Origin of the sequence: Paenibacillus fonticola DSM 21315, from assembly GCF_000381905.1 — a bacterium.
GTDB classification, from domain to species: domain Bacteria; phylum Bacillota; class Bacilli; order Paenibacillales; family Paenibacillaceae; genus Fontibacillus; species Fontibacillus fonticola.
Window position 1 is genome coordinate 70,857 of the sequence record NZ_KB907271.1, and the last position, 23,421, is coordinate 94,277.

The 23,421-nt window shown below is 47.2% G+C and carries 16 protein-coding genes; 12 read left to right on the plus strand and 4 right to left on the minus strand.

Annotated elements, in window-relative coordinates:
- Positions 1-171: 171 nt before the first annotated feature.
- The 4 genes from G358_RS0122990 (at position 172) to G358_RS0123005 (ending at position 9,950) form a co-directional block, all read left to right on the plus strand.
- Entirely contained in the window at positions 172-2,475 is a 2,304-nt protein-coding gene (locus tag G358_RS0122990) for a glycoside hydrolase family 95 protein (RefSeq protein ID WP_019639608.1), read from the plus strand.
- A 122-nt stretch (positions 2,476-2,597) separates the two neighbouring features.
- Positions 2,598-4,049, plus strand: coding sequence for a glycoside hydrolase family 28 protein (locus G358_RS0122995; protein ID WP_019639609.1), 1,452 nt, complete (start codon positions 2,598-2,600; stop codon positions 4,047-4,049).
- Positions 4,050-4,124: 75 nt separating this feature from the next.
- On the plus strand, positions 4,125-6,329 hold the full coding sequence (locus tag G358_RS0123000) for an Ig-like domain-containing protein (protein WP_019639610.1): 2,205 nt from the start codon (positions 4,125-4,127) through the stop codon (positions 6,327-6,329).
- A 438-nt stretch (positions 6,330-6,767) separates the two neighbouring features.
- A complete protein-coding gene (locus G358_RS0123005; protein ID WP_019639611.1) occupies positions 6,768-9,950 on the plus strand; it encodes a bifunctional cytochrome P450/NADPH--P450 reductase in 3,183 nt (1,060 codons plus the stop codon).
- 219 nt (positions 9,951-10,169) lie between these two features.
- Here the strand turns inward: G358_RS0123005 and G358_RS0123010 are convergent, their stop codons facing one another.
- The 4 genes from G358_RS0123010 to G358_RS0123025 form a co-directional block, all read right to left on the minus strand.
- Positions 10,170-12,590: an ABC transporter permease gene (locus tag G358_RS0123010; protein ID WP_019639612.1), complete on the minus strand. Its 2,421-nt coding sequence runs from the start codon at positions 12,588-12,590 to the stop codon at positions 10,170-10,172.
- Between the two features lie 5 nt (positions 12,591-12,595).
- Complete coding sequence (locus G358_RS0123015) at positions 12,596-13,354, minus strand: ABC transporter ATP-binding protein (protein WP_019639613.1); 759 nt, start codon at positions 13,352-13,354, stop codon at positions 12,596-12,598.
- A 97-nt stretch (positions 13,355-13,451) separates the two neighbouring features.
- Positions 13,452-14,876, minus strand: coding sequence for a HAMP domain-containing sensor histidine kinase (locus G358_RS0123020; RefSeq protein ID WP_019639614.1), 1,425 nt, complete (start codon positions 14,874-14,876; stop codon positions 13,452-13,454).
- 21 nt (positions 14,877-14,897) lie between these two features.
- Complete coding sequence (locus tag G358_RS0123025) at positions 14,898-15,596, minus strand: response regulator transcription factor (protein ID WP_019639615.1); 699 nt, start codon at positions 15,594-15,596, stop codon at positions 14,898-14,900.
- A gap of 419 nt (positions 15,597-16,015) precedes the next feature.
- Here G358_RS0123025 and G358_RS0123030 point away from each other — a divergent pair, with 419 nt between their 5' ends.
- The 8 genes from G358_RS0123030 (at position 16,016) to G358_RS0123065 (ending at position 23,162) form a co-directional block, all read left to right on the plus strand.
- Positions 16,016-16,816, plus strand: a complete 801-nt coding sequence (locus tag G358_RS0123030; protein ID WP_240480098.1) for an alpha/beta hydrolase — start codon at positions 16,016-16,018, stop codon at positions 16,814-16,816.
- Between the two features lie 103 nt (positions 16,817-16,919).
- Positions 16,920-17,762: an SPL family radical SAM protein gene (locus G358_RS0123035; RefSeq protein ID WP_019639617.1), complete on the plus strand. Its 843-nt coding sequence runs from the start codon at positions 16,920-16,922 to the stop codon at positions 17,760-17,762.
- 104 nt (positions 17,763-17,866) lie between these two features.
- Positions 17,867-18,313: a MarR family winged helix-turn-helix transcriptional regulator gene (locus G358_RS0123040; RefSeq protein WP_019639618.1), complete on the plus strand. Its 447-nt coding sequence runs from the start codon at positions 17,867-17,869 to the stop codon at positions 18,311-18,313.
- 132 nt (positions 18,314-18,445) lie between these two features.
- A complete protein-coding gene (locus G358_RS0123045) occupies positions 18,446-19,468 on the plus strand; it encodes an NADH:flavin oxidoreductase/NADH oxidase (RefSeq protein ID WP_019639619.1) in 1,023 nt (340 codons plus the stop codon).
- Positions 19,469-19,577: 109 nt separating this feature from the next.
- Entirely contained in the window at positions 19,578-19,880 is a 303-nt protein-coding gene (locus tag G358_RS0123050) for a Dabb family protein (protein ID WP_019639620.1), read from the plus strand.
- A 33-nt stretch (positions 19,881-19,913) separates the two neighbouring features.
- Positions 19,914-20,852, plus strand: coding sequence for a Gfo/Idh/MocA family protein (locus tag G358_RS0123055; protein ID WP_019639621.1), 939 nt, complete (start codon positions 19,914-19,916; stop codon positions 20,850-20,852).
- Positions 20,853-21,023: 171 nt separating this feature from the next.
- Positions 21,024-22,049, plus strand: a complete 1,026-nt coding sequence (gene murB / locus G358_RS0123060) for a UDP-N-acetylmuramate dehydrogenase (RefSeq protein ID WP_240480097.1) — start codon at positions 21,024-21,026, stop codon at positions 22,047-22,049.
- Between the two features lie 297 nt (positions 22,050-22,346).
- Positions 22,347-23,162: an undecaprenyl-diphosphate phosphatase gene (locus G358_RS0123065; protein ID WP_019639623.1), complete on the plus strand. Its 816-nt coding sequence runs from the start codon at positions 22,347-22,349 to the stop codon at positions 23,160-23,162.
- Positions 23,163-23,421: the final 259 nt, after the last annotated feature.

Below are 23,421 nucleotides of genomic sequence, written 5' to 3' on the forward strand. Positions count from 1 at the left end.
AACTCCTTTCCACACGGCAGCAGTGCACAAAGCATTAAGCTGCTCGTAAAACTAGCATACAAAGCAAAATTAGCACTGAAACTAGCATCGTTAACTGAAGAAATGAGTACTCTCATTACCATATACTGAAAACGAGGTCATTACAAACCTTAAATTAGGCAGGAGGACAACATGTCAATAAGTTCAGAAACCTTAATATGGTACGACAAGCCCGCCCAAAAATGGAATGAGGCTTTACCGATAGGGAATGGAAGACTGGGCGGCATGGTGTTTGGTTCGGTCGAGCAGGAACGGATTCAATTCAACGAAGATTCGGTGTGGTATGGAGGGCCAAGGGACCGGAACAATCCGGATGCTCTGGAGCATCTGCCACGCATTCGCAAGCTGCTCTTTGACGGAAAGCTGAAAGAAGCCCATCGGCTGTCGGCAGCGGCTTTATCTGGAACGCCGTGCAGCCAGAGGCATTATTTAACGGCTGGGGATTTGCATATTCATTTCAATCATCCCGCAGGAGAGCTGTCCAGCTACCGCAGGGAGCTCGATCTGGAAAGAGCTGTTGCGGCAACGACGTATCAATACGGAGGCGTTGCCTATCGCCGGGAAATATTTTGCAGTTACCCGGATCAGGTGATGATCATTCGGCTGGAGGCGAATCACCCCGGTGCTTTGACGTTCACTTCCCAATTTACACGAAACAAAGGCAAGTACATGGATGCATCGTACCGGTACGGGACAGATACGATTGTGATGACGAATGATTGCGGGGGGAAGGAGGGGCTTTCCTATAGCGCGGCTGTCAAAGCGGTCGCTGTCGGCGGTACGGTACGGGTTGTCGGTGAGCATTTGCTGGTGGATCAAGCGGACGAAGTCATTCTAATCCTTGCCGCGGCCAGTACATTTCGTGTTGACGACCCGGAGCAGGGCTGTTGCGAATTGCTGGGCAACGCAGCGGCCCAAAATTATAGCCTTCTGAAAAATAGCCATATTCAGGATTACCAGCAGCTGTTCCAACGGGTAAAGCTTGAACTCGGAGGGACCTTCCATCCCAAGCACCCATTGCTTCCTGTAGAAAAGCGGCTCGAACAAGTACAGGCGGGTGGCGATGATAACGGGCTGTATACGCTGTATTTTCATTACGCAAGATATTTGCTTATTTCCTGCAGCCGCCCCGGATCGCTCCCGGCTAATCTGCAGGGGATATGGAATGATTCGATGTCGCCCCCTTGGGACAGCAAGTTTACGATCAACATCAACACCCAAATGAATTACTGGCCTGCGGAAAGCTGCAATCTGCCAGAGTGCCACGAGCCAATGTTCGAGCTAATTGAGCGTATGCGGGAAAACGGCCGGATTACGGCCCAGAAAATGTATGGCTGCCGCGGATTTGTCGCTCACCATAATACCGATATTTGGGCGGATACGGCGCCTCAGGACATTTATCCTCCGGCTACCCAGTGGGTGATGGGGGCGGCCTGGTTGACGCTCCATCTCTGGGAGCATTACAAATTTTATCCGAATCGGATTTTTCTGGAAAAGGCCTATGAAATAATGAAGGAATCCGCCCTGTTCTTTATGGATTTTCTTGTTGAAAGCCCGGAGGGTTATTTGGTGACAAATCCTTCCGTTTCGCCGGAAAATCGTTACAAGCTGCCAAATGGCGAATCCGGAACGCTTTGCTACGGCCCTTCCATGGACACCCAAATTTTGACGGAGCTGTTCGATGCCTGCATCCAAGCGAGTCTGGTGCTGGATACGGATGAGAGCACCCGCAAGGAATGGGCTGTCATCAAGGCACGTTTGCCTGTGATGAAAGTGGGAAGGCACGGGCAGCTGCAGGAATGGCTTGAGGATTACGAAGAGGAAGATCCCGGGCATCGGCACATTTCTCATCTCTTTGCTCTGCATCCCGGAACTACGATTAGTCCTGACGACACCCCGGCTTTGGCGGAGGCCGCCAAAATTACACTGCAGCGCCGGCTCGATCACGGCGGAGGCCATACAGGCTGGAGCCGGGCGTGGATCATTAATTTTTGGGCTCGTTTATTGGACGGCGAGCAGGCCTATTACCATACGAGGGAACTGCTGAGGAATTCGACACTTCCAAATCTGCTCGACAATCACCCGCCGTTTCAAATTGATGGCAATTTCGGGGCTGCAGCAGGGATCGCCGAAATGCTGCTCCAAAGCCACCTCGAGCATATTCGTCTTCTGCCGGCTTTGCCAGAAGCGTGGCCGCAAGGACGGGTTCAAGGCCTTCGTGCAAGGGGAGGATTCACGGTGGACATTGAGTGGACCAGTCGTCAACTTGCGAAAAGCGTCATCATTTCGGAGAGCGGGAAGCAGCTCCGGCTTTATGTGGAGCATCCGGTACGGATCATTGCATCGGATGGCAGGGATGTAACGGTCAAGCGGAAAGAACATATTTTGGAAATTCCAACTCAAAAGGGCGATGTATACACAGTTGTTCCTGTATAGACGTGTTGGAATATTTCGCACCGCGCGAGCTCCCAGCGCGCGGTGGCCGGCGTTACATGACGGTGGTCAACCACATCACAACCAGACCAATCGAACGATAAAATTAAACGGAGGTACACCAATTGAACAAAGAAATAAAAGATATAAACGTCGATTTACCCGTAATTCCCGAACATTCGGTAACGATTACCGACTTTGGCGCTATCGGCGACGGAGTATATGACAATACAGACGCGTTTCATGAAGCGATTGATGCCTGCTCGAGGAAGGGAGGGGGCAAGGTGGTCATTCCTCCCGGAATTTGGCTAACTGGCCCGTTAACGCTGCAGAGCCGCATCGAATTGTACGCCTCCGCCGGGGCGCTGATCGTATTCAGCAAGAACTTTGAAGACTACCCGATCCACATGTCAACTTTTGAGGGCAAGCAAGTATTCCGCTGCCAATCTCCTTTAGACGGTGAAGGTCTGGAGGATGTTGCGATCACCGGCAGCGGCATATTCGATGGGGGCGGAGAAGCCTGGAGACCTGTCAAGAAATTTAAAATGACGAACAACCAATGGAAGCAATTGATTCAATCGGGCGGTGTCGTCGACGATGAGGAGATTTGGTGGCCGACACCGGCGGCAAGGGATGGACAGGCAGCGGTGGCACAGCTAGAACAGACAGGAAGCAGCAATCCTAAAGATTATGAGCCTTTCAGGGCCTATTTGAGGCCTAATCTGCTCAGTTTGAGGAAATGCAGACGCATTCTGCTGAGCGGCCCCACTTTTCAGAACTCTGCTGCCTGGTGCTTGCATCCATGGGCATCGGAACAGATTACGATTCAGAGCATTACTGTTCGTAATCCATGGTATGCGCAAAACGGGGACGGACTTGACATTGAATCCTGTAAATATGTGAAGGTGGAAGGATGCTCCTTCGACGTGGGAGATGATGCCATCTGCTTGAAGTCCGGGAAAAATGAAGCCGGGCGTCTGCTCGGGCTGCCCAGCGAGAAGATCAGCATTCGGAACTGTACGGTATACCATGGTCACGGCGGAATTGTCGTCGGAAGCGAAATGTCGGGCGGAATTAAGGACATTTATGTTTCGGACTGTACGTTTATCGGCACCGATGTCGGCATTCGCTTCAAAAGCTGCCGTGGCCGCGGCGGCGTAGTCGACAATATTTTCATTGAACGGATCCGGATGCGGGATATCGCCGGAGACGCGATCTCATTTGATTTATTTTACGAAATGAAAGCTGGCCTAGGGGTACATCCAGAGGAAGTGACGCTGCCGGTTAGTTCGGAAACGCCGGTATTCCGGAATGTATGGATTCAGGATATCGCGTGCATCGGCGCGCAGACCGGTCTCTTTGTTCGCGGCTTGCCGGAAATGCCGGTAACAGATTTGTTCGTACAGCGGGCCACGATCACGAGTAAGAAAGGTATTGTATGCCGGAATACTAAGAACTTGAGTATTCAAGATGTGGATCTCTACATACAAGAGAAGCCGCTGCTTTCCCAGTACCGATGCCAGAATCTCCAGGTTGAGAATGTCAACGAAAAGGAACTGGGGGGAGAGAGCAATTAAATAGCATCTGTCTATGAAAGGGGGTGATTGTTAATAAACCAGGTTCTGATTACAAAATGATCAGGAGGTATGCATATGAAAGCAACTAAATGGTTGAAGCAGATGCTTGTCGGCGTACTGCTGTTCACGAGCTTTCCTGGTGTGGCAGTTTATGCAGAAGAGAGCCAGGAGTCAGCGAAACCGCCGAATTCTCTGCAACCCTCTGCTTTTCCGGGGGCTGAAGGGGGAGGCAAGTACACTACCGGCGGACGGGGCGGGGAAATATACGAAGTAACGACACTTGCCGACTCTGGTCCCGGTTCGCTTCGGGAGGCTGTAAGCGCCGGAAATCGAACCGTTGTTTTTCGGGTTGGCGGAATCATTCAACTGGAATCTCCATTAAAAATTATCGGAGATAACCTGACGATCGCCGGTCAAACGGCACCGGGAGATGGCATAACCGTCATCGGGTATCCGACGACCTTCGAGGGCAACAACCTGATCGTCAGGTACATGCGTTTTCGGCTAGGCGATGCGAATGTAACCGAAGCAGATTCATTTGGCGGACGTTATAAGAAAGACATCATCATTGATCATTGTTCGTTCAGTTGGTCTGTTGACGAAGTGTTGAGCCCATACGGAAACGAGAATGTTACCGTGCAATGGTCCATCATTGCGGACGCGATGCATATTAGCAAGCACGCTAAAGGCAGGCATGGCTACGGCGGAATATGGGGCGGGAAAAATACCAGCTTTCATCATAACTTAATTGCCAACAATTCAAGCCGCAACCCTGCTTTTGATAGCACGGCCGGCAATTCTCATGATTTCCGCAACAATGTCATCTACAACTGGGGCTTTTTTGCCTCATACGGAGGCAAGGGCGCGGTGACCAATATGATCAACAATTACTATAAGCCTGGCCCGGAAACGGAAGTTATTCGCTTTATGAATGCGGAGACTACCGGAAGCTATTATATCGCCGGGAACGTAATGGACGGATACCCGGATTTTACGGAGGATAATTGGTCTGGTGTTCATAAATATCCCGATTATGTGAAGTTGGATTCCCCGATTTCATTTGCCAACCCGCTGCCGACGGAATCCGCTGAACAGGCTTATGAAGCAGTCATGCAAAATGCAGGAGCCACACTACCGAAGCGGGATGCCATCGATGCCAGAATCATCAATAACGTGATTCATCGAACAGGAACCCATATCAATTCCCAAACCGAGGTAGGCGGATATCCGCTTATTGAACAAGTGAATTCTCTATTCGAAGATGATGATCATGATGGAATGCCTAATTCGTGGGAACTCGCTCAGGGGTTAGACCCTAACGATCCAAGCGACCGTAATGTGATCAATGCGGAGGGGTATACGAACTTGGAGTTGTATTTGAACTCCATCCAAGGAAACGGTTCAGTTAATCCCTCTGTAACCATTACATTACCGGCTAACAACGCGGTTATCGAGAGCGGTTCCACGGTAATGTTCCATACGGACGTTTCCGATAAGGATGGTACTGTCACGAAGGTGGAGTTTTATCGTAATGGAGAAAAAGTAGGAGAAGACAAAAGCAAGCCTTTTCACTTCAAATGGAAAGATGCTGCAAATGGAACTCATTATTGGGTCGCAAAAGCTATCGATGATTCAGGCACATCGGCCTTCTCGACAAATGTGGTCATTCATGTAAATACGAGAGGGAGCATCACGCCATGGAAAGCTGCAGATGTCGGTAACCCGGGGATTCCGGGACATACAGAGCTTGGCGAATCTCCCGATGAACTAATCATCAAGTCGGCTGGAGATATCGGCGGCACGAAGGATGCTTTTCATTTTGCATACCAGGAAATCACGGGGGACGCAGCCATTGTCGCTAAAGTTGAAAGCGTTACCGCGACCAATGAGGAAGCGGAAGCAGGCCTGATGTTTCGTAATAGCCTGAAGGAGGATTCCCCGTTTGTTTCCCTTCTCGTTCCATATATTAGAACGGGCAAAAGAGGCGTTACCCTGAGTCGGGCGGAGGAGGGGGGAGAGGTGTCAAGAATTCAGCCGGATCAGGAATTTCAACTGCCTTATTGGATCAAGCTTGTCCGGCGGGACAACCAATTCACATCTTTTATTTCTCCAGATGGAATCGACTGGATTCCCGTAGGGACAGTGGACGTAGACTTATCTGAAAAAGTGTATGTTGGTTTAGTGGCTGATGCGGCCAAAGTGAACAACGAAGTAGAGAAATATAATACTTCCAGGTTTTCTAATGTGCAAATTACAAATAGAGCCGATTTCAATCCGTAAACCGTTTATTAGGTTAACGATAATTTTGAAGACTTGGCAGCCGGTTCGGTTCCTGATTGATATATGGTAACCCTGATTCACAGGATGCCGATCATACAGTTACTGTAAAGAACGTGCCCGCAAATTCCACAGGGAACGATTTTGCAGGGAATGAAATGCAATAGTTCTTTAACAGAAAATCTAGGAAGGACATGCCCCCTAAGTTTCGTATGAATCTCGGGGGCTATTTTAGTTTGTTTTTGCATAAATTAGGAACTTATGAGCTTCGGCGCAAAGTGTTCGCCATTCGGACGCTTTTATTGTATTGGTCATTCAACCCATATTTTTGCATTTAATGCAAAAATGTGTATACTTGTATGGCAATAAGAGATCTGAACGAGGCCCTATCTTTGTGGAATTTTTGACGTTGCATATATCAGACAAGAAGGAGACCCACGGATGGATAAGCAAACGAATCATATCATTCCCCAACCCAAAACTAAAGGCATTCTCGGAAATCTTCCTGACATTGATACGGATCAGCCCGTCCAGTCTTTAGTGAAGCTGGCTAAGGAGTACGGGCCTATTTTTAGAGTGGAACTGCCGGGTGGACACTTGACGCTCATATCCGGGCATCGGCTCGTTGAGGAGGCGTGCGATCAGTCCAGGTTTGACAAGAACGTCTGGAGCCCGCTGCAAAGAGTGCGAGCTTTTACGGGCGACGGCTTGTTCACCAGCTGGACTTACGAACCGAATTGGCAGAAAGCTCATCGCATTCTGCTCCCGAGCTTCAGTCAAAGGGCGATGCAAGGTTACCATAACGCGATGGTGGATATCGCCTTGCAGCTCGTTCAGAAATGGGCACGGCTCAATCCGGACGATGCGGTTCATGTCCCGGATGATATGACACGGCTAACCCTGGATACGATCGGGCTCTGCGGTTTTAATTTCCGGTTTAACAGTTTTTACCGGGATCAGCCCCATCCGTTCGTCGTCAGCATGTCCCGTGCTTTGGACGAAGCGATGAATCAGGGACAGCGGCTCGGCATTCAAAATAAATTGATGCTCATTACGAAGCGTCAGTTCCAGCACGATATTCAAGCGATGTTCTCAACCGTGGACAAAATCATTTCGGAACGGCGCGCCAGCAAAACGGACAGCAAGGATGATTTACTGGCCCATATGCTCACCAGCAAAGACCCGGAAACCGGGGAGATGCTGGATGACGAGAATATCCGTTACCAGATTATTACGTTCCTGATCGCCGGGCACGAAACGACTAGCGGCCTGCTGTCCTTCGCCATCTATTTTCTCCTGAAAAACCCGGATAAGCTCCGGAAAGCTCAGGAAGAAGTCGACCGGATTCTCACCGGCTCCGTTCCGACCTACAAGAAGGTCAGGGAATTGAAGTACATTCGCATGATTTTAAATGAAAGTTTAAGGCTATGGCCGACGGCACCGGCGTTTTCTTTATATGCCAAAGAAGATACCGTCATCGGCGGGAAGTATGCGATTCCCAAAGATGATACGGTCACTGTGCTAATCCCCCAGCTGCATCGCGACAAGGAGGCATGGGGAGAAGACGTCGAAGCGTTCCGTCCCGAACGGTTCGAGGATGAGGGGAAGATTCCGCATCATGCCTTCAAGCCCTTCGGCAATGGTCAAAGGGCGTGCATTGGGCAGCAGTTTGCCATGCATGAGGCCACGCTGACCCTGGGGATGGTGCTCAAGCACTTTGATCTGATCGACCATACCAATTACGAGCTAAAAGTCAAAGAGACGCTGACGCTGAAGCCGGATCAATTTACGATCCAGGTGAAAGTCAGACAGCAGCCGATGGCTGCTGCAGCGATTAGAGAAGAGGCGCCCAAACCGCAGGACAGCCCACTGAATATCGCAGCCAATCCGGATCTGAAAGGTCATAATACGCCCTTACTGGTACTATACGGCTCCAACCTCGGGACGGCGGAAGGCATAGCGCGCGAGCTGGCGGAGCATGGAAAGATGCTCGGCTTCAAGAGCGAATCGGCGAGCCTGGACTCGCGAATCGGCAAACTGCCCACAGAGGGAGCGGTGATAATCGTCTCCGCTTCGTATAATGGCAACCCCCCGGATAACGGCAGACAGTTTGTGGAATGGCTGAGCGGGGAGGAAGAAGGAAAACTGCGAGGGGTGCGTTATACCGTCTTCGGCTGTGGAGACCATAACTGGGCTAGCACGTATCAACGGATTCCGGTCTATATCGATGAGCGTCTTGAAGTGCTCGGCGCTGCACGTTTAGTTGAACGCGGGGGAGGCGATGCCAGCGGCGACTTCGAGAAAGAGTATGAAGAGTGGAGAGAGAGGCTGTGGGCTGGCATCATGGACGCTTTTGGGCTCACCTATAAGAAAGTGGATAAAAAAGAAAGCTCCCTTTCGATTAGCTATGTCAGCGGAATGACGGGCATGCCTTTAGCGGAAAGCTACGATGCCTTTCATGCAGAGGTCGTGCAGAACAAGGAGCTGCAGAGCCCTGATAGCCCTAGAAGCACGCGGTACATCGAGATTGAGTTGCCGGAAGGCGCTGATTATCAGGAAGGGGATCACTTGGGTGTGCTGCCGCGCAATCCCGCTGCTTTAATTCAGCGGGTTGTTGATCGCTTTCATCTGAATACGGATGACCATTTGCTGCTGGAGGGCGGCGGGCGCAGCATCGCTCACTTGCCCCTGGGAAGACCGATCAGCTTGCTGGATCTGCTTGGATATAGCGTCGAGCTGCAGGAGGCGGCCAGCCGTTCGCAATTGCGCGAAATTATCGCCTACACGACATGCCCGCCGCATAAGAAGGAGCTTGAAGCACTGCTGGAGGAGGAAACCTATAAGAGTGAGGTGCTCCACAAAAGAGTCAGCATGCTGGAGCTGATTGAGAAGTATCCAGCCTGCGAGATGCGGTTTGACCGGTTCCTGGAGCTGCTTCCGCCTTTGAAGCCGAGGTACTACTCGATTTCAAGTTCGCCTAAGGCTCTCGGGACCAGGCTCAGCATTACGGTCGGTGTAGTCGAAGGGCCCGCACGCAGCGGGAATGGCCAATACCGGGGAATCGCTTCGAATTATTTACGAGACCGTCAGCCCGGCGAATCGGTCGTCGTATTTCTGCGCAGACCCGGGGCAGGATTCGAGCTTCCGGCTGACCCGCAAACGCCGATCATCATGGTCGGTCCCGGTACAGGCGTGGCGCCGTTTATCGGTTTCCTTCAGGGCCGCGAGGCTTTGCGGGCGGAAGGAGCCAAGCTTGGCGAGGCTCATCTGTATTTCGGCTGCAGAAAATCGGATGAAGATTTTATTTACAAGCAGGAGCTTGAAGGCTATGACCGTTCCGGTATCGTGAAGCTGCACACCGCTTTTTCCCGGCAGGATCCTTTAGCCAAGCAATATGTTCAGCATAAGCTGAACGAGGATCGGGAGAACATTATTTCACTGCTGGAACAGGGAGGACGGTTGTATTTATGCGGAGACGGCACACGCATGGCTCCAGATGTAGAGGCCACAATCCGTGGAGCGTATCGGGAGATTCGCGGCAAGACCGAAGAAGAAGCTGCTGCTTGGCTCGACGATCTTCTTCTTAAAGGACAATACGCCAAGGACGTTTGGACGGGTGTATAGAGAATATGCTTATAGAGAATATGCTCTAGGAGAATAACGCCCTCTAGTATTTATCCAAATTTGAATTTGGAGATATCTCGAGGGTTATTTTTTTGAGCGGCCGAGAGCGCTGTTGCTAATTTAACGAATCAGTACCAATGTGAATAGTAGAGTACTAACTGAATGAATACTAGATAGTACCAACATCGGTTTGTTGCTATCCGGCCGGGCAGCCGTTCGTCATTCTACAACAAGAATGCGTGGTGAAGCTTTCATAATTACTTTGGAAGATGACCAGGATCCAAGTGCAGCAGCGATGACGCTGACCGTTGATATGGCAAAAGCTCCTCCCCATTGAACAATAACAGGTAATTTTACAATTCCATAGCTGCTCAGAATGCTTTCAAGCAGAGCAGGCAGCAAATATACGCCGATAACGATCCCGAGCAGCGCCCCTAAAACTGAAAGAACGGTAATACCAAGCGTTATGGACGTTCGAATTTGATAGGAGGTCATCCCAATCGACTTGTATATGCCGTAGTTTCTGCTTTCCTTGCGAATGTTGATGCGGCACGTGCTGTAAATAATAATGAAGGTCACGATGTTAAACAACAGCCCGATGAAGCTCATAGGGTAAATCATAATGTTGGCCGCTTCTTTAAACAGGGAATCTAACAGTGTTTTTTGGGTCACGACAGAAACCGAGTCTTTGAACTCCGCATTTAGATCGCTGACGACGGCATCTGCCTCTGACATATTTTTTACGTTAATAAATGCGACGTCCATAACATTGAAGGAAGGATTGATACTTCTTACGGCATCAATGGTGACGCGCGCAGAATAAGAAGAATTGGAAATAGCCTGGTAAATGCCCGTGATGATTAGAGGCTGCCTTTTTCCCTCGATATAGACGTCAATGGTATCGCCTAGTTCCTTATTTAATGCTTTCGCCACATTTACACCCAAGGCTATTTCATTTTTGTAACGCGGATTATAACCGGTTACGGTATCAAAGCCCATCTGCTCGTAGTTTCCGTCTAACACGCCTAAATATATGCTCAACGGCTTGCTGCCGTCGGATTGATTACCGGGTGACCCGTGTGACGGTTCATTACTTACAATTGCAGTTGTATTGCCTTGCCACGCCGTATTTTTTATTCTTAAATCCTCAGCCAAGGCGCGTTCAAAATCGGCACGGGGGAAAGTGGTTTTATTAATGACCATAGCCGCGATGTTGGCCGAATCATAACCCCACTTTGCAGCGGTTTGCTGAATGCCGAAAATGCTGTTCAGGACGATAAATCCAAGCACAAGGACGGAAGAAGCCAGCATAGTCAGAATCAGCATCAGAACGGAACCCTTTCTGTTTTTGATCAAATTTCTAACGCCGATGACGGCCATCACGGGCAGGCTGCCAAAACCGATTTTGCTTGTGCCGGATGAATTCATTCTTTTGGCGATTTTACTGCTCTCCGTCTCGGACATACCGTAGCGAATAGCCTGCACAGGCTGTACGGAGCGGGCTCTATTTGCATATAAAACGACAAAGAGAATTACCACGGCGAATAAAAACAGCCCGACGAACAGCGCTGCATCGAATCCCCGAATGGCAATATCCGTCTCATTTGTCTTCAGCGAGGAAACAGATAAGTTGATAATGATCTTGGAAAGCATATTGCTAAGCGCAAGTCCGGGAAGGATTGCAATAAAAGACAACAAACTATATTGCATAACATAGGTGCCGATGGTCCTGTCTGAGGTCAGCCCCAGTGACTTGAGTATCCCGATCGTTTTGTAATTGGCAAGAATGGCGTAGGAGATGGTAAATCCAATCGTGATCAGGGCAATCAGCATCATGACCAGTCCAAGGAACACCATAATAAAGCCAACAATTTGGTTGATGATCAAATAGAAGGAAGAAATAGACTCAAACTCCATCTTGGTTTCAAGAAACGGGCTGCCGAGCGCAGTTTCAAAACGGTACCAATATTGGGCGTTGCTGTCATAGTCAGTGAACCGCAGCCCCATCATATAAGCATCATTGCCTGGCAGCGGCGTTATTTTCTCCTGGTAATCTTCCGTGTTCATCCAGATGCGGGATGTATTGGTGAAGGGTGCGCCGAATGGAACGTCGACAACGATGGCCGATACTTTGAGTTGCAGCAGCTCGGAACCGATATGAAAGCCGAGGGTATCCCCAACCGACATCCCGTAGGAATTCGCCAGAGAAGTCGGAATCCATGCCGATCCATTCTTTGGCAAAGTGCTTTTTTCTCCTTGTGTAAAAATAAGCTCATCTACCACAAATGGACTTTCGGGCGTATTGATCATATGGAGATATGCATTCGGAATCTCTTCGTCTTTGTAGGTTATTCCCGATAATGTCCGGTAAGGCAGCGGTTTGGATACGGCGACTCCATCCTGGGATTCCCACCATTGATAGACAGACTGCGGGTCATGGAGCCCCTTCTCCAACATCAGGATTTGGTGCGAACCATTCGTTTTTTTGTGCATATCAAAAAACATATTACCTGAATTGCTAATGATAATGGTGGCCGTTGCGACCAGCAAAGTAGACAGCAAAATAAGCAAGGTAATAAATAGATTTTGGATTTTGCTTTTTCGAATATGCGACCAGCAAAGCGTCCAAATCGCACCCATGCGGATCACTCCTTCCCGGAAACAAACGCAAAAATCATAGATTCCCGATCCTGCGTATGGTGGGCATCGTATTTATCAAACTCAAGGATCCCGCCAATTTTGCCATCGCGGATATAAATCAAACGATCAGCTCTGCAAGCTGCTTTCATGTCGTGAGTAACCATGACGACCGATTGGCCATCGCGATTTATTTCGGTAAGGATGTCCAGAACGGCATTGCCATGTTCAAAATTGAGGCTCCCTGTCGGTTCATCTGCAAAAACGATATCCGGCGAGTTAATCAAAGCTCTGGCCATCGCGGCGCGCTGCTGCTGACCTCCGGATGTCTGCGCGGGAAGGCGGTTGCCTTGCCCGTTGATTCCCATAGCCTTCATCAGGTCGGTCGCTTTGTTTTTTACGTTGGATTTTTTCTGCCCTGCAATATAACCAGGCAAAGTAATATTATCCAAAATGGAGAGATCGGGGACCAGGTTGATGCTCTGATAAATGTAACCTATCTTTTTCGAGCGAAAGTCGGAAAGTTCTTTCTCGTTATAATTGTCGATACGTTGATTCCGAAAATAAACCTCACCGGCGGTTACGTTATCTAGTCCGCTGAGAAGGTAAAGCAGGGTGGATTTTCCCGAACCAGAATTCCCCATAATGACGGTGAAATCACCTTCGTATATGTCCAGATCCAGATTACGGATTGCATGAAATTGCTCGTTTCCGGTGTCGTAGGTTTTGCTAAGATTTTTCGCGCTTACGATCGGTTTCTTTGCCATACCATCACTCCTGAAATCAATTACTAACAGTCTATCTCTCTGATCTTTCAAAACAATTATCAAGTTATTAATAAAGTATTACATCTGGAAAATAGAATTAGCATAAAGGCAAAGTGAAATAAAAGGTGGTTCCCTGTCGATGTTTGCTGGTGAAGAAAATCGTGCCGCCGTGCGCTTCGATGATCGTTTTGCAGATGGAAAGACCCAGACCGGTGCCTGTCTGCGCAGCGTCGACTGGATGCCCTCTGAAATAACGTTCAAATATAAAGGGCATATCCTGCGGCCGGATACCGCTGCCTGTGTCGGCTATGATTATTTTTAGCATTTCAGCCTCAAGTTTGACGTCAATTCGGACGGAGTCGCCCGGGGAGGAGTGCTTTAACGCGTTAGACACCAGGTTGGAAATAACTTGTTCAATTCGGACGGCATCGATCGAAATCAATACATTGGGAATTTCTTGGGGTTCTATGTAGGTCAGTTCGTTTGTACGCACATAATGGCCGATGGGGGTTAAAATCCTCTGAAGAATTTCACGACTGTATTGTTCGCAGGGCTCCACGGTAATTTGACCTAAATCCTGCAGGGCATGGAGGAGAAGATCCTCGACCAGCCGGGCCATTTTATCGGTATGTGTTCGCATGATTCCGACATATTCCAACATTGTATCGGGTTCTGAACAGACGCCTTCAAGTATGGAGTCGATGTAGGCTTTGACGGTAGTGATCGGCGTTTTGATTTCATGAGAGATGCTAGTGATCAGCTCTTTTTGGTCCCTTTCCTGTTTAATTCTTTGCATGCTTAAATACATGATCTCCATCCGCATTTGATCAAACATGGCATATAATTCTCCCATTTCATTTAAGCTGGCATAGGTAGTTTTTTGCTCGTAATTGCCCTTTAATATAGCTTCGGCGTGATGCTTCAACTGAACAACGGGCGAAATAAAATGGTTTTTAATTTTACGATTCATGGACATAAGCAGTATGACGAAGGAGAGGATAGCAAGAACAATCACGATGAATACGAAAATAGGACGGTTATCAGATTTAGTGGAAAGGACTTTGGAGTCTGGAAGGAAGTATATGACGTTGCCCACCTGTCTTTGAGATTCTCCGTCGATGACAGGAAAGGCGATTTGGAACATTCCGTCGTCGCGTTGGCCTGAATAAATATCGTAACGCAGCAAGCGGTTGACGTTTTCTTGTCGTATGGACGAAAAAGTTGGCAAACTGAAGGAAACTGTCCCGTCCAATTGCACATATACGAGGTCTATACCGCTATTGACCGACAATTGCTGTAACTCGGCTTGCACTTCGTTGGTCCCGATTTGGTCATGATGCTGTTCCAAATAGAGCATAAGCGGATTAATGGCCAGCCGCAGTTGCTGGATCACGTCATTGGGAAGAGACTCTTTGGCGCTAGAAAGGCTGTACGAAAGTAAATAAAAGCTGCTGCCTATAAAAACGGCAAGAAGAAGCAGCGCGATGGCCAGCCATTTTTTTGCCCAGTAGTTTAAAGTCATATCATCTCGGCCTCCCGTCTGTTAGTCTGCGCTGAATTTATAACCAACGCCCCATATCGTTTTGAGATAAACAGGATTTGACGGGTCCGCTTCAAGTTTTTCTCTCAGCCGCCGGATATACACGGTAACCGTATTTTCATCCCCATAGTTGGCATATCCCCAGATCGCGTCCAGTAATTGGGGTTTCGAGAACACCTGGTTTTTGTGGATGGCTAAATGATAGAGCAGTTCGAACTCTTTGGCGGACAAAGAAACTTCATTACCGTTTACGGTGACTTGATAAGCTTTTTTATTGATTTCCAGACTTCCAAAACGCAGGGAATCGGGATCATGGTACACCGTGCCCATACTTTCATATCTACGGAAATGGGCATTAATGCGTGCCAGCAGCTCAGTGATTGAGAACGGCTTCGTCATATAATCATCGGCTCCAAAGCCAAAACCAAGCAACTTGTCGGTATCACTTCCCCTGGCGCTGAGGATCATAATCGGTACATTATTCCGTTCGCGGATTTTTCGACACAGATCGATACCTTCCATATCAGGTAGCATGATATCCAGAATGATATAGTCCGGTTCCAGCATGTCTATCATTTTGAGTCCGTCCTGACCCGTTCCGGCAATAGCGGCTTGATAATTATTTTTAGTTAAATAGTCTTTTAAGATGCGTGAAATATCCTTCTCGTCCTCGATGATGAGAATTTTTTTTGATCGATGCATTGCGACTCTCCCATTATTTTATTTTGATTTCAGTTACCTAAATTATGTCAAAGGAGGAAATATACATCAAGATCAAATTGCCGGAAGGCGCTGATTAACAGGAACGGGATTACCTGGGGCTGTTGCGCGAAATCCCGCCACAGCGACGGAACTTGCCAATTAAACAAACTAGTACCATACTAAATACAATCACTTTCGATGGCTCGTTGCTCCCCTGAGGCGAAGTGAAGGAAGAAGGAAATAAACATAAAAATTACAAATCGAATGATTGATAAACAATTAAGAATAAGAGGTTCACTCATAAATCTATTAACGAAATCTTCCAGTGAGGAAAAATGGCTTCAATCGGTGCATAAGGCGAGGCAAAGGACGGATAAATCAGCGGGTAAAAACATGGATGGCTTGCAGTGCAGCGAATAGTGGATCCCGCGGGCCGATGGTTCAAAGCGATACGTACTCGTATATATAAACCGCTTCATCACACAGAAAATGTCCCCGGAGTTCTTTGGATACATGGGGGAGGTTATGCCATGGGCAACCCTGAAGTATTTGTGAACACCTATGAAAGGCTAATTCAGGCAAAAAATTGCGTTGTCATCGCCCCCGATTACCGATTATCGGTCAAAGCGCCATATCCGGCTGCATTAGAAGATGGCTATGACGCTCTTTTATGGATGAAAAGCCATGCAAAAGAGCTAGGCATACGAGAAGACCAGCTCATAGTAGGAGGCGAAAGCGCTGGCGTTGGGTTAACCGCGGCACTTTCGCTTTACGCGAGAGATCAGGGAGAAGTGAATATTGCGTTTCAAATGCCGCTGTATCCGATGATGGACGACCGCATGATTACGGAATCGGCCAAAGAAAACAATGCTCCGATTTGGAACTCTGATTACAACAAATGGGCCTGGAAATTGTATCTTGGCGAGCTTTATGATGAAGAGGTACCTATATACGCCGCCGCTGCCAGAGCGGACCACTACAGCAATCTTCCCCCAACGATTACTTTTGTGGGTGATATCGAGCCATTCCGGGATGAGACGATACAGTATGCAGAGAATTTAAAAAAAGCTGGAGTTCCGGTCCATTTCGAGCTCTACAGAGGCTGTTATCATGGGTTTGATATTATTAATCCCCATGCGGAAGTAAGTAGAAGGGCCATTTCGTTTTTTCTTGATTCATTTAAATATGGTGTGGATCATTATTTTGCCAAACAGGATTAGCTGTTCGTTACAGAGCTTGGCTGAGCGTGGGAATGAAAAGTAGAGCGGCCAAGATTTCAGTTCATTCCGTCAATGGGTAGTTGAATAGGGGGAGAAGAATCAGATGCCAATTGAAATCAAAGAAATTATGTCGAAAAAAATCCTTAGTGAAGCGAAGGGTTATTTGGATATCGGATTCACTCATTCCCTAAACCCGTATAGCGGCTGTGCATTTGCGTGCAAGTATTGCTATGTCAGAGAAATGCCGATTCAAAAGTTCAAAGAGATTCCGTGGGGAGGATGGGTAGACGTCAAAGCAAATGCAGCTGAAAATTACCGGAATGAAGTCATCAAACTTCGCCGAAATAACAGACCGGTTCATATTTTTATGTCCTCGGCAACTGACCCATACCAGCCGATTGAAGCCAAGGCAGCCGTGACTCGGCGAATCTTGGAGGAAATGATTGAAAACCCGCCGCATTTGCTCCAAATTCAAACGCGCAGCCCTTTGATTACAAGGGATATGGATTTGCTGATCGTATTAAAGGAACGATGTGAAGTTCTCGTATCGATGACGGTGGAAACAGACCGTGAAGATGTGAAGCGAATTTTTGCCCCGTATGCTCCCGGAATCAGGTTGCGGCTCAAGGCGTTAAGAGAATTGCATGATGCGGGAGTCTTTACCCAGGCTGCGCTATCTCCGATCCTGCCTTTTACCCCTGATTTCCCTAACGTGCTGGAAGGGATTGTGGACCGAATTTGGATCGATACACTCCTGATCGGAGACGGTCTGATGGGTAGACGCTCAGAAAGATTGGGCATGCCTCATTTATTTGAGACGCATGATTTATCGAAGTGGTATCAGAAGGACATTCATCTAAGGGTTGAAAAGTACTTTAAGCAGTTTTTTCCTGGAGAAATGATTCGCATTTCCAAAGACGAAGCTTTCCCCATTCATAAAACGTGAACCTGTTTGACTATTCAAAATAAGATAGATAGAATAATGAATTAACATGTTTAAATGAGGGTGCGACGCCTAAAGACGGGAAAGATGAGGTGAATGGAGTACGCATGAGCAGCCGCAGTAAAAGCGATCTCATAGACAGCTGGATGTCCATAACAAATCTCCAGACACAGATCAATAACAGCATTGAAGCAGAACTGCAAGCTAAGCATGACCTTTCACTAAAAGAGTTCTTTGTTCTATATCTCCTAGCGCAAACAGAGGATAAAAAGCTGCGTTTGCAGGAGCTTCAGGAGTGGGTTGGCCTTAGTCAAAGCGCCATATCACGGCTAGTTGGAAGATTAGAGGCCAAAAATTGCCGTACACTGCAAAGAGATGTTTGTGAAAATGACCGCAGGGGAATATATACTTGTCTCACTCCGTCCGGAGAAGTGAAGTTTCAGGAATCGCTAGCTACGGTTGAGAATTTATTACGAGATAATCTCTCCAAGGAACAGTTATTACAGGAATTGAGTTCAATCGCTACGACCGTAAAACATCGTTATGATTCTTGAAAACCTCAGACACGTTCTGAAGGTTTTTTCTTTATGCGAAACGTATTTGATGAAGTTGACAAAGAAATTTATCCGTGCTAATTTTATATGCGTGCGCATGCATTCAACTGTGATGATAAAGGAGTGGTTTTCGTGAACCATTTGTTTAGCCCATATCAATTTAAAGGTTTGGAATTAAAAAATCGTGTCGTCATGCCGCCGATGTGTCAATATTCCGTCGAGAATAAAGATGGCATCGCTACCGACTGGCACTATCTGCATTATGTTAGCCGGGCCGTTGGGGGAGCCGGGTTTATTATCATAGAAATGACCGATGTGGAACCCGATGGCCGCATTAGCGATTATGATTTAGGACTATGGTCTGATGAGCAAATTCCAGCGCTGGCGAGAATCGTAGAAGCATGCCATAAATACGGCGCCAAAGTCGGCATCCAAATTGCTCATGCCGGGAGAAAAGCGGAGGATACGGCAGAGCCGGTAGCACCTTCAGCGATTCCGTTTGACAAGGATTGGAAGACTCCGCGAGCTTTGACTACATCAGAAGTTAAAGGTATGGTAGAGAAATTCCGTCAAGCTGTACAACGTGCAGTTAAAGCTGGATTTGATGCGATTGAGATCCATGGTGCTCATGGGTACTTAATTCATCAATTCCATTCCCCGTTAACCAATCAGCGGGATGATGAGTATGGAAAGGATCTTACGAAGTTTGGCCGGGAGATTATAGAAGCAGCAAAAGCTGAGATGCCCGATGACATGCCTTTAATTATGCGTATTTCAGCTAAAGAGTATGTTGATGGCGGCTATGGAATCAACGAAAGCATTCAATTTGCTAAGCATTTTCAAGATGCTGGAGTAGATATGTTTCATATTTCCTCTGGCGGAGAAGGCCCGTTTGGCGATTCCGATAAACCAGGCACACATGCGGCTTACCAGGTCCCCTTGGCTAGAGAAATTAAGGCTTCTTTGGATATCCCGGTAATCGCTGTTGGTAGATTGGAAGACCCCATTCTGGCTAATGCCGTTATAGGCAATGAGGATGCGGATCTTGTTGCGATCGGAAGAGGAATGTTAAGGAACCCTTATTGGACGCTTGAAGCAGCAGCGGCTCTAAAGCAAGAAATTACTGTTCCTAAACAATACACTACAGGATTTTAATCGTTTCCAGTACTGCTTATTTATCAATGAGAAAATATTTGATACCATGGTAGAAATCAGGTAGAAATCAAGCGCAACGCATTGAACGGAATATGAAGGAGGAAATTGGATGAGCTCGATTAAACACATGGTCACATTCTCATTGCATGCTGGTAAGGATAATGCAGAGGCAGAGGCTTTTTTGCAGGTAAGCAGAGAAGAACTAGCAGCGATCCCTGGCGTTGAACAATTTGAGGTGTTTGATCAGGTGAGCAGCAAGAACGAATTTGATTACGGATTCTCTATGGTGTTTGCTGATCAGAACGCTTACGATGCGTACAATAACCATCCGGTACATATGAAGTATGTTGAGGAGCGTTGGAATACTAAAGTAAGCCGTTTTCAGGAGATTGATCTGGTTATCCATAAATAAGACATAGGGCTGTGTGAGAGGTGGAATTCATCGATGGACAATGTGAGCAATCGAACCCGTGCTGCAATTATCGGGCTTGGCGGTATCGCGCGAAAAGTATATATGCCTTTGCTGTCATCCCATTCCGGTGTAGAGATTGTTGGGCTAATGAATCGGTCCGCAGGGCCGGTTGAGGAATTGCAAAGCTTGTACCGGATAGAGCAAGGGACAACGGAAATGAAAGAGTTGCTATCCTGGGATCTTGATGCGGTTTTTGTACATACGGCAACGGAGTCTCATTTCGATATAGTTATGCAGTGCCTCGAACGGGGATTGGCTGTCTATGTAGACAAGCCTTTGTCCTATAGTTTGCGGGAATCCGATGAGATGACTGCCTTTGCTGAAGCACAGGGGCTGTTGTTGGCCGTTGGATTTAACCGCAGGTACGCTCCCTTGTACCGGAAAGCCCGGGAGTGGGTGGAGGGCGGTCAAGGCTTGGAATCAGTGGCCGTGCTCAAGCATCGGACAGGGCTTCACCAGCGCCCTGCAAAGGAGACCGTCTACGATGATTTGATCCATATGCTCGACCTCTTATTATGGATGACAGATCATGACTATGAATTACTTCATCATTACATCCGTAAGGACGAGGCAGGCAGGCTGCTGCATGGGGCCGGGGCAGTCCGGCTCAGCGATTCTGTGTACAGTACGTTCGATATGGTGCGGCAAGCAGGATGCGACCTGGAGAAAGTCGAGCTGCACGGGGGCGGAAGGTCGGCAACCGTCGTCAATCTGGATGAAGCGACATATGTGGCGCGAGGTGTACATTCGCAAAAGGAAACGTTTGGCAGCTGGGATAATATTTTGTATCGGCGCGGATTTACTGGTGCAGTCGACGATTTTCTCCAATGTCTGGATCGTCCGGATGATTGCGGAATCCATGCAGGTCGGGTAATTGACAGTCATAAGCTGGCTGAACAGGTCGAAAGTTGATACTGTTCCGTTTATATCCGTTCACATTCGCATAAGAAGCCGTCAATTAGCCGGCTTTTTTTGTTTTTTTACGGAGGGTGTTGCTTGATTTTTTAGGCATCAGCTTCATATGATAAAATAAATATGCAGGTAACATCATAAATGACCGTAAGAATGGAAAGGTGACTACGATTGATTTCACATAAAGAGCCGCGTCAAATCGAACAATTGATTAAAAAGCAAGAAAAACTCGCTAATCACTGCTCATATGCCATAGGTGGAACTGCCGAGTATTTTGCAAGCCCACATTGTGTAACCGAATTAGTTGAACTTCTGCGATATTGTAAGCAACAGCGGTTAGAGTACACGCTTTTTGGAATTGGAAGTAATGTTTTATTCTCCGATCGACCAAGCACAAACATGATGTATATTTCATTAAAAGAGCTATTGCAATTCGATGTTAAGGACGGGGAGTGGTTTGTGTCAGCTGGAATGCCAATGTCGATGCTGGCTCTTGCGGGAGAGTTGATTCAAAGCCAAAGTTTTCAATTCACGCACTTGCTGCCGGGGAGTTTTGGTGCTGGCATTTATATGAATGCTAAGTACTACCATGGGCAAATAGGAGATGTCATTTCCAGGGTATATTATTTGGATGCGGCTGAACCGGACTTAGAGATCAAATGCATCCCCGTCGAAGAATGCAAGTATGGCTATAAACAATCGGTTTTCCAAGAGAAACCTTGGATTATACTTGGGGCGGATATCCCCGTGGAAGGCCATCGATTGTTGAGTGAAACCGAGATAGAATCTATTCTGGAAAAATATATGCTCATGAAAGACAACAAATCGAATTTAATGCAATTTTATGCGTTTTTTTCGGGTGAAATGAAAAGACTTACGCAGCCGGATACGCCGGCTTTCATTCAGGAAATCGAACAATACCGGACTAAAAACAAGCATTTTGTTCATCATTCCTGCGGATCCTATTTTAAAAATAATTATGACATCGGGCAGTCCATTGGCGCGCTAGTCGATCATCTGCAATTGAAAGGAACAACGTATGGGGGAGCAATGATCTCATCACACCATGGCAATATGCTGATCAATGTAAAAGATGCCACGGCGGAACATATTCTTCAATTGCAAACGATCGTTTCTGAAGCGATATACAAGGAATATGGGTTCATTCCAGAACCTGAAGTCGCCATCATCAAATAATCTTGTAAAAAATGAGGATCCTTATCTCATCGATAGGGATCCTTTTTACTCTTGTTCACATCAAACGCGAAATTGGTCTGATCATAGCCGTATTGGATAAGGTGCAACAATCTATCTCGTAGCACCATACTAACTTTAATAGCCAATCGATATGTTCCTAGGTGACGAAATTGTCATTTGCTATGCGATTATGTTATATTAATCGAACGATTTTCTATCCTATTGTTGTAACATAGGAAGAGTGGGTGCTAATAGCAAGATACATAGCATACAGTAAGTAATAAACAAGGAGGAGTTATGGGAGAGATCGACATTGTATTTATTTTAAAAATGATCGTTATTGGGCTTGTTCAAGGTTTTACGGAACCAATTCCTGTATCTTCTAGCGGACATGTGATGATTGCGAGTGAGATTTTAGGGCTAGGTGAACAAGGGTTCACGTTTGCGATTTTAACGAACACCGCTTCATTACTCGCCGTACTATGGATCTATCGCGACGATATTATTCGCTTAATCCAAAATTCATTCCGCTATCTGCAGACGAAGGATGCGCGCTACAAAAGTGATTTCCGGTTTGTGCTATATATCATCATCGGTACGATTCCAGCAGCTATCCTTGGAGTGCTTCTAAAGGATTTCATTGCAGACAGTGTCAGTATGACGACCATTGCCCTCATGTTGTTTGTGACAGGTATCGCCTTATTTTTAATCCGTAATATGAAAGGCAGAAAAGGCGAGGCAGATATGACGCTAAAGGATGCCATTTTAGTTGGTTTGGGACAGGCCGTTGCACTAACACCTGGCATTAGCCGCTCAGGTGCTACCATTATTTCCGCCATAGCTTGCGGCATCAAACAGGATACAGCGCTGCGCTTTGCCTTTATGCTCTATATTCCTGTTAGCCTTGGCGGTGTTGTACTCGGGTTTTCTGATTTTATGAATGAACCTAATAAGGCTGAGCTTGCGATTCCATATATTGCAGCCTTTATTGCGACACTGTTCATGACCTATTTCGCCATGAAATGGTTTATGGGAATTATGAAAAGAGGCAAGCTCATTTATTTCACGTATTATTGCTTTATAGTCGCCACTTTGCTGCTTATTTTCTTTTAGGTTAAATTTACTAAACCCAGTCCAGCAAGCGGGCTGGGTTTTTGTTTTGGGCTTTAGCCCGTTTGGTGCGTGAAACGCGCGAAATAAAGAACTAGCCGCTATGCGGGTGGAGGGAACGAGGAGAATGTTATTCTTACAAAGATTGGATTTAGCTATCACCGACTGTTGTTTGATTCTAGCTATGATGAACGTAAACAAAAGACAGCCCTCCATATTGCTACATCTCGTAGGTTAAAATGGATAGTGTAACCCAAACCAT

Bases quoted from the DNA above. Each gene is read 5' to 3' on its own strand.
- G358_RS0123035 (WP_019639617.1), top strand. From the start codon at position 16,920: ATGCCAATTGAAATCAAAGAAATTATGTCGAAAAAAATCCTTAGTGAA.
- G358_RS0123025 (WP_019639615.1), bottom strand. From the start codon at position 15,596: ATGCATCGATCAAAAAAAATTCTCATCATCGAGGACGAGAAGGATATT.
- G358_RS0123065 (WP_019639623.1), top strand. From the start codon at position 22,347: ATGGGAGAGATCGACATTGTATTTATTTTAAAAATGATCGTTATTGGG.
- G358_RS0123015 (WP_019639613.1), bottom strand. From the start codon at position 13,354: ATGGCAAAGAAACCGATCGTAAGCGCGAAAAATCTTAGCAAAACCTAC.
- G358_RS0123020 (WP_019639614.1), bottom strand. From the start codon at position 14,876: ATGACTTTAAACTACTGGGCAAAAAAATGGCTGGCCATCGCGCTGCTT.
- G358_RS0123055 (WP_019639621.1), top strand. From the start codon at position 19,914: ATGGACAATGTGAGCAATCGAACCCGTGCTGCAATTATCGGGCTTGGC.
- G358_RS0123010 (WP_019639612.1), bottom strand. From the start codon at position 12,590: ATGGGTGCGATTTGGACGCTTTGCTGGTCGCATATTCGAAAAAGCAAA.
- G358_RS0123050 (WP_019639620.1), top strand. From the start codon at position 19,578: ATGAGCTCGATTAAACACATGGTCACATTCTCATTGCATGCTGGTAAG.
- G358_RS0123040 (WP_019639618.1), top strand. From the start codon at position 17,867: ATGAGCAGCCGCAGTAAAAGCGATCTCATAGACAGCTGGATGTCCATA.
- G358_RS0122990 (WP_019639608.1), top strand. From the start codon at position 172: ATGTCAATAAGTTCAGAAACCTTAATATGGTACGACAAGCCCGCCCAA.
- G358_RS0123000 (WP_019639610.1), top strand. From the start codon at position 4,125: ATGAAAGCAACTAAATGGTTGAAGCAGATGCTTGTCGGCGTACTGCTG.
- G358_RS0123005 (WP_019639611.1), top strand. From the start codon at position 6,768: ATGGATAAGCAAACGAATCATATCATTCCCCAACCCAAAACTAAAGGC.